We start from the raw sequence: 11818 nt of genomic DNA, 5'->3' as shown, positions 1-11818 counted from the left end.
CAGCTTCCATGAGCGAGTATGACAACTTAGCGATGTGCGAGATTGCATATTTCGGTAAGTTCCGGCTGGTTGCAACCCGGAGGCTGCTTTACCGAGAGGGCAAAGAGGTGGCGCTGGGCGGAAGGCAACTCGATATCCTCACGGCACTTGTTGAACACGCGGGACAGGTTATGTCCCCACGTGACCTAATGGAGCGTGCCTGGCCAAACATGGTGGTGGAGGAGGTAAATCTTCGGGTACACATCGCGAATTTACGCAAAACGCTTGGTGATGGGCGGGACGGCGCGCGGTATATAAACAATGTGCCCCGCCGGGGATACTGTTTCCTCGCACCTGTGCGGCGAGTGCAAGAAGTCCAACCGCTTGAGATGGCCGTTGGGGCCATATCGCTTCCGGCACAGAGGTTGCCAACCCCATTGCCACGAATAATCGGCCGCGAACAGATCGTCGCCGAACTCTCGAAACTGCTCCTCTCCCACCGCTTCGTTAGCGTTGTTGGATCGGGCGGGTTGGGCAAGACCACGATTGCTGTCTCGATAGCCCACGCGGTGGCCGATGATTTTGGCGGTGCAGTGTTTTTCGTCGACTTGGCTTCGCTCGCCGAGACGGCGCTGCTGTCGACAACCGTTGCCTCGGCTGTCGGATATCGTGCCCTGTCGCAAGATCCTGCGGACGGGCTCGTCGCATTCCTCGCTCATAGTCGGATCCTCATTGTCCTCGACAATTGCGAACATGTCATTGAGGGAGTGGCAAAGCTGACTGAACGTCTCTTCAACGAGGCGAAGGATGTGCACATTCTGACGACCAGCCGGGAATCCCTGCGGGCCGAAGGCGAGAACGTCCATTTGCTGATGCCGCTTGAGTACCCGCCCGCCACTCCCTCGGTTACTGCCGCCGCTGCCCTTGCTTCCCCCGCCGTTAGGCTGTTCATGGATAGAGCGGTGGCTGGTGGATATCGTTCAGGTCTGACCGACGCTGACGCTGTTGTCGTTGCGGATATTTGCCGGCGGCTGGACGGTGTCCCGCTAGCGATCGAATTGGTCGCCGGCCGGGTAGGTATGTATGGAATTCGGGGTACCGCCGATCTCCTCAACAATCGTTTCGATTTGCTTTGGCAAGGTCGGCGGAGTGCGTTGCCGCGCCATCAGACACTTTCAGCGATGCTGGATTGGAGCTACAACTTGCTCTGTGCCCGTGATCGGCACGTCATCAACATCCTGTCTGTCTTCGTCGGAGAGTTTACACTTGAGGTGGTTCAGGCCATCTCGGAAGGCTTCGCCTGGAGTCGGCTTGATGTCGGCCTTGCGATCGGAAGCCTAGTCGATAAATCCTTGATCGGGACAACAGAAGTCGACGGAGTAATTCACTTCCGGCTGCTCGACACCACCAGAGCATACGCTTCCGAGAAGCTGGCTGAAAGTGGCGAGCAAGGTGCGGTTTCCCGCCGGCACGCACTTTATTTCTGTAACCTCCTCAAATCAGCGGCGATAAATGTGCTCGAATTCAGCAACCGCGATTTGAGACCGTTGGCCTCCCACGTGGCGAACATCCGCGCAGCCCTGGAATGGAGTTTTGCCAGCCCCTCAGACATATCAATCGGCACTGAACTTGCGGCACTAGCCACACCATTTTTCCGTGGTCTATTCCTGCTTGGTGACTGCCAGCATTGGTGCGAGCGAGGGTTGGCGGAACTGGACAATTCAGAACGAGGCACGTTCAAAGAGCTGATTTTGCAAGAAGGGCTGGCAATCTCGGCAATGCTCACCCAAGGCAACGGTGAAGAAGTTCGAACCGCCATCGAACGCGGCCTTATGCTTGCCGAGACCCTGAATGAGGGCCAACATCAGTTGCAACTGCTTGCTGGCCTCCACCTTCACCTTATCATCAAAAGCGATTTCCTCGGCGCTCTCGAGGTTGCGGAACGCAGTGTCGAGGTTGCCGACAATATCGATGATATTGACGCGCGAGTTATAACCGAATGGATGCTTGGTACTTCCCACTACCTACTCGGGAAACTGGAGATTGCACAATTTCATTGTGAATTGGGTTTCACTTATGCCGCTTCGCCGGCTTCGACCCTTTCGGACTTTTTCGGCTACAACCATCGTGTGCGTGCACTTATCGTGCTAGCCCGTGTGCTTTGGCTGAGGGGTTTTCCTGATCGTGCGGCGGTAGCGGCCAGGCAGGCGATCGAGGACGCAGAAATCCGGGGTGATCCCTTAAATCACTACAACACCTTAGTCTTCACTGCCACGATCTTTATACAGAGGGGCGACTTTGAAACTGCCGAACATTGTATCGAAGACATCGGTGTAAACGCCGAGCGACATGGATTAAAACCCCTCGGTACACTTGGGATCGCATTAGAGGGAGAACTTGCCGTCGCGCGCGGAGAGCCCGAGGTCGGGATACCGTTGCTGCGAGGCGCGCTGACAAGTCTGCGCGCGGAACGACATAAGGTGGCGACCGCGGAATTCGCTTGTGCCCTCTCCGCTGCATTGGTGCGATGCGGAAGCTTTCGACAGGCGGCCGAGACCATCGATATGCAGATCGCGCAGACTGAGCCCTACGTAGAGACGTTCGAACTTCCCGAACTGTTGCGTGCTCGTGCGGAAATTTGGCTGGCGCAACCGAACCCTGATTGCGTTGCCGCGGAAGAAACGTTGGGGCGATCTATCGATCTAGCGCGGTCGCAAGGAGCGCTCGCGTTAGAACTGCGATCTGCGACAGTGCTGGCTCGTCATTGGATTGCGCAATCTCGTCAGAATGACGCTCGCCGCTTATTGGCCGAGATTTTCCAAAGGTGCACGGAAGGCTTCGATACAACGGACCTCAAGGCAGCGCGGCAGCTTCTGAATGAACTCCGCATACCGCGTTGGCCGGAGATAACCACATCTTTTTACAACGTTAAACACGAAGAACGAGCAGAAATCTGCCATACCGACGCGATGCCTTAACCTGCGGCCGCGCCGCCTAGCGTTCGGTGCCATATGACCCCTTTTAACGATCCTTCATCCTCGATAGCTCATCCAAGACCGGTCGGGGCGTTCGTCGAAGCGACCAATCGACGCGATCTGAACGGCCTGGTTGACGCTTTTGCGGACGACGCGCTCGTCAACGATCAGCTCCAGGATTATTGGGGCAGAGGGGAGATCGAAGGTTGGGCCGCGCGCGACATCATCGGTGATGGCCTGTCTATGTGCGTGGTCCATACCAGGAAACACCATGGCCACTTGATATTGACTGCGAACGTCGACGGCAATTTCGACAAGCGCGGCCTTCCTGATCCGCTCGTTCTCACCTTTTATTTTTCGGTAGCGAGCGACAAGATCGTCCAGCTTATTATTCTCCGTAACCGATCCGGAACGTAATACGATGGCAGACGCAACGACCGCCTCCGCCACAATCTTGCCAGGACCAGGAAAACTGGTGTTGGCTCTAAGAATGATCGCAAGGCCACCATCCTCCGCCGCCTTCGGGTCTCCTTCCCGAAGCGCGCATGGTGGACAGCGGAGGATTGACTGAAAAATTGTTCTATACGTTTATTTTGGCCCCGCCTTCTGCAGTTCCTACGTCGGAAGCTACCCAGCAAGGGGACGTCGGGGTTTTTATTCGTACCACTGAGGCGCTGTTTTGAACGTCGGCCATGCGTCTGGATCATGCCCTGTGACGACCTGCGCGCCTGTCTGGTTCGCAATGGCGTGCAGTTTTTGCACCGATCTCACGGTGTCAACTGCGGACGAAAGAAAGCCTGGAAGTGCCTTCTCGTTCCAATGGTCCAGTGTATATGCCGCGTCGACGGTAAGAAGGAAGGGCCCGGCAGTGGCGAGGTTGACAAGAAAAGACTGGTGTCCTGGCGAATGCCCAGGTGTGAAAAGGACGATCAAGCTACCGTCGCCGTAAAAGTCCAGGCGATCTGTATGGTCGCCGTCCAGGAACTGCCACTTAAGTCCTGGGCGGTCAAAATCATTGCGACAGTACCCGGGGGCTGCGTACCAGTCCGGTGTGAACGCATATTCGTATTCAGCTCGTTGAACGACATGTGTTGCATTCGGAAAGCGACCAACCGACCCGGAGTGATCGATATGCAGGTGGGACTGCATGACGTAGCGAATGTCCTCCGGCTCCAGTCCGATTTTTCGAAGCTGGGCAACGCATCCCTCATCTGGTGCCATGACCGGATGGTAGACGTCGGCCGCTGCGCCCCAATAGCCGCGAGGATCTGTCGCGGCCTCGATCGCAGTGCCTCCGTCGATTATCATGTTGCCCTTGGGATGCTTGAGTACGTAGAACGGAACCGGGATCTCATATGGAGCCCCATCTCCCTGGTTCATTTTGATATTGTGCACTTTGCACTGCACTGATCCGGTCTGCAGCATGTAGAGACGAATATCGGACATGGTGAACTCCGTTGTTGAATTGTTGTTGGCTTCGCTTGGCCATTGGCCGCCATTTGGCGTTTTGAACGCCAGCGCCTTCAGCCCGCAATCCGTGACGGGATCGGCAGGGCGTCGTTGCACGTGGTGTGATCGGATGTTGTAGAGGGGGCGGGCCTGCGGTCGTAGCCGGTATCCCGTCCCCCAATTATCCTGACAGGTTCATAGTGAACCGACGGATCAAAATGACAAACGAATAATAGCGATCGATGCTAGCTGAAATGCTAATAGATCGCAGCGGCCGCGTTAAGCGTTAAAGAGACAATGAAGAACGCACATGCCGTCATTCTGGCCGCGGGCACCCGAACTCCATTACGATCCGCACCGATGCGCGGCTCGCAGACCCCACACGAGTCTCAGCGTTGATTGGCAGCGAACAGAGGTGTGTCGAGCGTCAGGCTGCCACTTTCCTGTAGTGTCTCGCTGAGGAGAGCCACTAGCGGCTGGACGATGTGCTGCGTTTCCGGCTTCTCGCCGATCACGGAGACTTCGGCCGTCGGCAGCGATGGCCAGTGCTCGGAGGGCGGTACTATCTGCAGTCCGTTCTGGGCGAAGGACTTGCCGAGAACAGTGACGCCGAGTCCACCGAGCACGGATGCCTGAATGCCTAGCAGGTTGCTTGTCGTGCACGCCGTCACCCATTCACGCCCGATCGTATCCAGCGCCTCTGTCATGACGGCGCGATAGATGCAGGGCGGCCGCATCATGACCAATCGGGTCGGTCGGCGATCGTCGGCGCGATAATCGGGGCCTGCTAGCCAGACCAGCGGCTCGCGCCAGATGACACGGCCCGGGCGAGGAGAACCACCTTTCCGCGTCTTGGCGATGACGACGTCTAGGTGGCCGGCTTCATATTCGGCAAGCAGGTCCTCGCTTGCGGTCGTCGTCAACTCAAGTTGCACGTCGGGATAGAGGTCGCTGAAGCGGGAAAGCAACCGGGGCAGTTGCGTTTGGACGAGGTTCTCGGAGATGCCGAGCCTGAGGGTGGCGGTCTTGGGGGGATCCCGCAGTTCCCGCATGAAACTCTCATATTGGATGAGTAGCCGCCTTCCCGCTGTTAGAAGCCGCTCGCCGTCGCGCGTCAGGCTCAGCGAGCGGCTATTTCTGTCGAAGACGCGCATCTGCAGGATATCTTCGAGCCGCAATACTTTCTGGCTCACGGCCGATTGCGAGCGGCCAACGACCTCGGCGGCGGCGGTGAAGCTGCCGGTCTCTGCGACCGCCACGAAGGCTCTCAGCAGATCCGGATCCAGGTCGGGAACGTTCATAATCAAGTAGCCTTTCAACTAGATGAAATTAATATTATTCGTTTGTCTTCTTCATAGCAATCTCCAAATGTGTGTTCAGTTGAAAAGCTCGGTGCTGACGCTCGGCTTGCCAGTATTCCGCATCTATCCGTAGCGCGGACCCTCTACAGCGGCGGCGCGATCCACCACACGAACCTCAGGAAAAAATATGGAATCCCGACACGTGCACGACGAAGTCTGGCCGCGCTATGCGCAGGAACGGCTTCTATTCCTCTGCAAGCCGATGGCATGTCTCGGTGCCGACATCGCACTCAGCATCGTGGCTGCCGTCATCATGATCGCGGTAATCTAGGACTCCACCGCGATCATCGGAAACCACAGGCTCAGCTATCTAAGCGCTCCAGACTGGCCATGCCAAACGGCAGGAGGGACGCGGCTACTCTCCCGAAAAACGAACGGACTACCATCATGACTTCAGCACACAAACCCACCTTTGTGCACAACGCTGCGCTTGGTGTAACCCAGATCCTGCTATGGGGAGGGTCTTACTTCCTCATGGCCGTCATCGCAAACCCGGTCGCCACATCAACACACTGGTCGAATGCCTGGGTCGTCGGCGCGCTCTCGATCGCGATACTTTTTTCAGGTTTGCCCGCTCCGTTCGTTGGGCGTTTGATCCGGCGAGATGGCGGGAAGCCGGTTCTGATCGCCGGATCGATCATCCTGGCCATCGGCCTGGTGATCGTTGCAGGCGCCTATTCGCTTCCGATCTTCCTCCTGGGTTGGGCCGTTATTGGAGCCGGCATGGCCGCCTCCTTGTACGATCCGCTCTTTTCTACAGTCGGACAGGCATATGGTAAGGACGCCCGGGGCGCCTTGACCCACATTACCCTGATCGCAGGCTTCGCCATTACGCTGTGCTGGCCAGCAAGCAATGCTCTCGTTCAGGCCATCGGCTGGAGGGGGACGTGCCTTGCCTACGCCGCGGTCGCAATTCTAGTGGTTGTTCCCATCTTCGCTTGGGCAATCCCCTCTCACGTCGAGACGACCGAAACAGCAGATTCTTTTCCCGAGAAGCCCGCAACTGCCACAACACCCAAAGGTCTCTACCGCCTTGCCGCATCATTTACTGTTGCGTCCATGATCATGACGGCGGTGTCCGTCGAGCTTCTGATGCTCCTGGAGCAGCGGGGCATTAGCACCGAGCATGCTGTCGCGCTTGGAGCGCTGATTGGTCCAGCACAAGTTATCGCACGGGGTTTGGAAGGCGTCTTTGGAAAACGCGCCCACCCCTATTGGAGCCATCTGGCTTCTGCTGTCTGCGCTCTCGTCGGCCTGCTGGTCCTCGCTTTGGCGCCGAGCTTTGCGTGGCTGGCAATCATCCTCTACGGCGCGGGTAACGGAATGCGTACGATCGTTCGAGGCACGCTTCCGTTGGCATTGTATGGCCAGAATGAATACGCAACCGTCATGGGCAGGCTCGCAAGACCACCATTGATTGGCCAAGCCGCAACGCCGCTGGCGGCGGGGCTGGTCATTGAGCACTTGGGCAGTGCGGCGCTTCTGCCCGGTCTACTGGCTGTCGCAGCGGTCAATCTGCTACTGTCCTTCGCCGTCTCTCCGCTGATTTCTGCCGGAAAGAACCCGGTGGAAGCCAAGTCCGAAACCGCCCCTCTACCAATCCCCGCAGACACTCTGGCGGATGAAGAGCTTGCACTATCAGAAGCGGCGCGCGTCTGACGGGCCTTGCGATAGCACGAGAATTGCCATGCCTGACGATACTCTCAATATCGCCGCCCCGACGTCCCGGAGCGGCGATTTGATGCGACGGTATCCCCTTGGGCGAAGGGCTTTACGCGTTGAACCGCGGCGTCAGCAGATCTTCAAGCCCGATGCGGCGGAACATCTCGGCGCGGGCACGGTCGGCGACGCCGTTGACGATCTCGGCGCCGTCCTCAGACGGGTCGATGTGGACGCAGAACGGCCTTGTGCCGAAGGGTGCCGATCACGTCGACAATGGTGACGGCGACGCTTCCGGCATCGGCAGGTTCGAGGGTGGCAAGGCCCTTCAGCGCCTGATCCGGGACGCCGGCATAGGGCCCCTGGTCATATTCGGCCGCCCGATCCTTGTCGGCGGGAGAGCCGGAATGCGCAAAATGGTTCGTGCCCTTGGTGAAGGCGCCGGGAACGATCATCGAGGTCTCGATCCCCCAGCGGGTGAGTTCCGAAGCGCGTCATGATGCCTGCATTGTTGATGAGGACATCGACGCCCCCGAATGCAGCCTCGGCTGCATCGAACATGCGGCGAACTGCTTCCGCGTCGCTGACGTCGGCCTTGGAGGTCAGCGCCTTGCCGCCCTTCTGCTCGATCTTCCGTGCAAGCTCTTCGGCAGGAGCCGCATTGCCGGACTAGTTGATGACGACAGTGAAACCGTCGGACGCAAGCCGCTCGGCGATGGCAGCACCTATGCCGCGTGAGGCGCCGGTGACGATGGCAACCTTGTTTGCATTCTCGGGCATGTCTCTCTCCCTCGTGTCTGCGCTCAGCATGTTTCAGGCAATGACATCCCGGCGATCGCTTGCGCTGGGATCGAGATCGCCATCGCGGTTCCTATAACGACCTCTTTGGTTGCAGCGAGGAACGAGCAATTCGCAGCGCAGCACGGAAGCAAAACAGGCATCTCAGCCCGCGCTCCCAGAAGCAGACTACCCGACCATTGGATACTCAGGTGCACTGTCATCATCTTCACTGACGCCCCCGCCCCCCGCGGCCTCTTTCGCTCTTGATCCTGCCAAAATGAGAAGAACGGTGCGTGTGACAACTCGTAAATCAACGTTAAACGCTGTATCCTGCTGCCTAAAAGCAGCCTCCTACGTTGCATGGTCCGAAGCCTAAGCGGATGCCCTTGGGTAGCTGAGCAAGGAGTCACGGTGACACGCAGTGCGGATGAGTGCCGACTACTGAGCGCGACACTGGTGGCCCGCCTTGCACTCGCGACCACTATGATTTGCCTTGGCTGGCTCGGAGCCATCGGCGGCCCCGCGGCAGCCAGTGGCGTCAAGGTTGCAACAATTGCAACCGAGATCGTCCAGGTTCACGTGGAAAGCAAAACGGATATCAGGTTCCGTAGGATTTCCCTATCTCAGGGGCTCTCACAAACGCGCGTTTCCCAAATCGTACAGGATAATCAAGGATACCTGTGGTTCGGCACCCAACACGGCGTCAATCGTTACGATGGGTATGGGTTTCAAGTGTTCAAACATGTCGCAGAGGACCTAGATAGCTTAAGCGGCACCTTCATCTACGCACTGTTCAAAGACAGGTCGGGGACGATCTGGGTCGGCAGCGACCAGTTTCTTGATGCTTTCGACAGTGCCACTGGAAAGTTTCGCCACTATCAGGTTGATAAAAGCAACCCCACCGTCATTCACATCAGCCAGGACAAATCAAACCATCTCTGGTTATCGACGAGCCAGGGGCTTTACCAGCTAGATCCGGTGACGGGAGAGACCAAGCGGTTTGGTAGCGACCCTGCAAATCCTGATGGGTTGTCGAGCAACGATATCAAGTCAACAGGAGAAGACAGCACCGGATTGTTCTGGGTTGCAAATGGTGCAGGACTGGAAGCCTTCGACCCCTTGACGGGGCAAGTGTCAATCCGAATCCCACTCCGTCAGGAAGTACGAGAGTTCAAGTTTCATGAGGATGCTCATGGCACATTCTGGATAGCCTTCGGTTCTGGAAGTGGTTTTGCAACTTACGACCGAAAGTTAAACCAGCTTACGAGATACTCGTTTAGTAGCTCGACTTCTGATGGAAGCCTTTCCGGCGTTTACGACATTCTCGAAACCACAAATGGTGACATATGGTTCGCCACAATGGGATCTGGCTTACTGAGATTCGATCGGGACAACTTCCAATTCGACAGTTACCAAAACGACCCTACCGACCCTCAGAGCCTGGCCGAAAATCGTGCAATCGCCGTGTTCGAGGATAACGAGGGAAACATCTGGACGGGGTTGCACGCTAGTCCGCCGAATATGTTTCCGCGAAACCCTTCGCCATTTCGTAGGCTATGGCCGTTTCCGGGACATGTCGACAAGCTGGGTGAGAGCTTGGTCAACACCGTGTTCGAGGACAGCAAAGGTGACGTGTGGCTGGGAGCCGGCGGAGCGCTGAACCGCATATCTGCCGATGGAAAGCGGTTAGAGGTTTTCAATCCCGCGGGAGCAAATACCTCGACGGAGGTGTTGGCGATCACGGAGGACTCGTCGGGAATAATCTGGATCGGCACGCTTGGCGTTGGGCTCATTTCCTATGACAGATCAACCGGACACTTTACTTCCTACCGCTATGCTCCAGCTCGTACCGATTGGCTCAGCAGCGACGTTGTAACCAGGATATACATCGATCCTTCGGGCACGTTCTGGCTGACAACCTGGAACGGATTGCAGAAATTCGATCGGGAAAGCTCGCGCTTTACGACATTCAAGCGCGACCCCTCCGCAAGCGCCGAGACCTATTTTTCAATCGTTCCCGATAACAACGGTGACCTGTGGCTTGGAACGACAACTGGGCTGGTGAAATTTGTCATTCGGACAAGCGCCTTTACGACCTACAAACATGAGCCCGGCAACCCTTCAAGCCTTAGCAACAACACCGTCAACAGCATTTACATCGACAATGGGACTATCTGGGTGGGCACGCAGAACGGCCTCAACAGGTTCAAGGTAGAGACAGGCAAGTTCGAAGCCTTCTATAGCCGCGACGGGTTGGCCGGCAACGTGGTCAGTTGCATCCTGGGAGACTCGGATCGGCTTTGGATGAGCACAAATCGCGGCATCTCCAGTATGAATGCCCATGACAAGAGCTTTGTGAATTTTTCGAGCGTCGACGGATTACCGGGTGATGATTTGACTGGTTGGAACGCGTGCGCTCGGGGAGCGCAGGACGTTCTCTATTTTGGCGGATTCGCGGGCGCAACTGCTCGAAAAAGCAAAGTAATCGAACATGACGACTTCGTCCCAAGTGTGGTTTTTACGGACCTCCAAGCTGGTGATTCAACGCGAGCGTTCGTTCCCAGTGTAGATCCGGAGAAACCACCCCAACCCGTAGTCCTGTTGTATGATGCCAGCCACATCAACGTCTCGTTCGCCGCGCTAAGTTTTCGCAGTCCTGAAAGTACGAAGTATCGATATAGGCTTGCGGGTCTCGATTCAAATTGGCACCCATTAAATGCTGACCAGCGCTCGATCAGCTACGCCACGCTGCCGACTGGCAAATTTGAACTCATCGTTCAGGCAGCAACGGGACGCGGAAGCTGGAGTTCTCCCGGTGCAAGCCTCCAGATCGAAGTACTTCCCCCATGGTGGCGGACCACGTGGTTCTATACGGTTTCTGCTGCCCTTGTGCTGGCGGGATTGGGGAGTACCTATCGCTACCACATAAGAAGCGTCGCGGCAGATTATAACATCAGGCTGGAGGAGCGGATAAACGAGCGAAACAGAGTTGCACGGGAGCTTCACGACACCCTGTTACAGAGTTTCCAAGGTCTGATCTTCCGTATGCAGGCTGTCCGACAAATGCTTCCAACTCGGCCCAAAGAGGCGGCTGACATTCTCGACTCAATTCTCGAGAGAAGCGACGAGGCGATTGTGGAAGGTCGGAATGCTATTCAGTCGCTTCGCGAGGCAAATCTAACCGATGTGGATCTCAGCCAAGCGATCAGGTCAATTGGTGAAATCTTGTCTGCAGAGTCCCGCGCGACCCCTCGCCCGAGATATCGTCATCACGTTACAGGCGACCCCATGGACCTCAGCCCAAAAATCCGGGAAGAAGCACACCGCATTGTTGGCGAGGCGCTGAGAAACGCGTTCAAACATTCCGGCGCAACGCTCATTGAGTGCGTCATCCAATACAGCATTTCAGGGCTTTCAATTCGCGTCAGGGACGACGGCGCGGGCATCGGCCCGGCTATTCGCGGTGGCTCTGCTGGCCATTGGGGTATTGCAGGAATGAAGGAGCGCGCCGCAAAAATAGGCGGGAATCTTATTATTGAGAGCGGTTCCGGCCAGGGTACCACCATCGAGCTTGTGTTGAAATCTCACGAGAAGGGTCCACTCTTTTCACGGTAA

At 56.9% G+C, this 11818-nt stretch carries 7 protein-coding genes and 2 pseudogenes; 4 read left to right on the top strand and 5 right to left on the bottom strand.

Going from position 1 to position 11818, the window contains the following annotated elements; translation table 11 throughout:
• The first annotated feature begins 8 nt into the window (after positions 1-8).
• Positions 9-2957 carry an ATP-binding protein gene (locus tag FHT86_RS05000; RefSeq protein WP_166656754.1) on the top strand — a complete coding sequence of 983 codons (2949 nt, stop codon included), beginning with the start codon at positions 9-11 and terminating at the stop codon, positions 2955-2957.
• A gap of 54 nt (positions 2958-3011) precedes the next feature.
• On the opposite strand, the gene FHT86_RS04995 is transcribed toward FHT86_RS05000, so the two are convergent.
• The 3 genes from FHT86_RS04995 to FHT86_RS04985 form a co-directional block, all read right to left on the bottom strand.
• Positions 3012-3404, bottom strand: a complete 393-nt coding sequence (locus tag FHT86_RS04995; protein WP_133705780.1) for a hypothetical protein — start codon at positions 3402-3404, stop codon at positions 3012-3014.
• A 204-nt stretch (positions 3405-3608) separates the two neighbouring features.
• Positions 3609-4400: an N-acyl homoserine lactonase AttM gene (gene attM, locus FHT86_RS04990; RefSeq protein ID WP_183868750.1), complete on the bottom strand. Its 792-nt coding sequence runs from the start codon at positions 4398-4400 to the stop codon at positions 3609-3611.
• Positions 4401-4792: 392 nt separating this feature from the next.
• Positions 4793-5704: a LysR family transcriptional regulator gene (locus tag FHT86_RS04985; RefSeq protein ID WP_133705779.1), complete on the bottom strand. Its 912-nt coding sequence runs from the start codon at positions 5702-5704 to the stop codon at positions 4793-4795.
• A 187-nt stretch (positions 5705-5891) separates the two neighbouring features.
• On the opposite strand from FHT86_RS04985, the gene FHT86_RS04980 reads away from it, so the two are divergent.
• Together FHT86_RS04980 and FHT86_RS04975 are read left to right on the top strand one after the other, a co-directional pair.
• Positions 5892-6035 carry a hypothetical protein gene (locus FHT86_RS04980; protein ID WP_166656753.1) on the top strand — a complete coding sequence of 48 codons (144 nt, stop codon included), beginning with the start codon at positions 5892-5894 and terminating at the stop codon, positions 6033-6035.
• Between the two features lie 116 nt (positions 6036-6151).
• Positions 6152-7423 (top strand): MFS transporter, encoded by a 1272-nt coding sequence (locus tag FHT86_RS04975; protein ID WP_133705778.1) that lies wholly within the window; start codon positions 6152-6154, stop codon positions 7421-7423.
• A gap of 112 nt (positions 7424-7535) precedes the next feature.
• On the opposite strand, the pseudogene FHT86_RS37855 reads toward FHT86_RS04975, so the two are convergent.
• Positions 7536-7914, bottom strand: a pseudogene (locus FHT86_RS37855) (oxidoreductase); the annotation flags it as partial.
• 4 nt (positions 7915-7918) lie between these two features.
• Positions 7919-8203: pseudogene (locus FHT86_RS37850) on the bottom strand (SDR family NAD(P)-dependent oxidoreductase); the annotation flags it as partial.
• Positions 8204-8614: 411 nt separating this feature from the next.
• Here FHT86_RS37850 and FHT86_RS04965 point away from each other — a divergent pair.
• Entirely contained in the window at positions 8615-11818 is a 3204-nt protein-coding gene (locus FHT86_RS04965) for a two-component regulator propeller domain-containing protein (RefSeq protein WP_166656752.1), read from the top strand.

It is taken from the genome of Rhizobium sp. BK313, from assembly GCF_014193655.1.
Lineage (GTDB): Bacteria > Pseudomonadota > Alphaproteobacteria > Rhizobiales > Rhizobiaceae > Rhizobium.
Note: the sequence above shows the minus strand (reverse complement) of the source record. Positions and strands in the feature narration are given on the sequence as shown.

What these genes read in the sequence shown, in the direction of transcription:
- FHT86_RS05000 (WP_166656754.1), top strand. Translation starts at nt 9, where the DNA reads ATGAGCGAGTATGACAACTTAGCGATGTGCGAGATTGCATATTTCGGT.
- attM (WP_183868750.1), bottom strand. Translation starts at nt 4,400, where the DNA reads ATGTCCGATATTCGTCTCTACATGCTGCAGACCGGATCAGTGCAGTGC.
- FHT86_RS04985 (WP_133705779.1), bottom strand. Translation starts at nt 5,704, where the DNA reads ATGAACGTTCCCGACCTGGATCCGGATCTGCTGAGAGCCTTCGTGGCG.
- FHT86_RS04980 (WP_166656753.1), top strand. Translation starts at nt 5,892, where the DNA reads ATGGAATCCCGACACGTGCACGACGAAGTCTGGCCGCGCTATGCGCAG.
- FHT86_RS04975 (WP_133705778.1), top strand. Translation starts at nt 6,152, where the DNA reads ATGACTTCAGCACACAAACCCACCTTTGTGCACAACGCTGCGCTTGGT.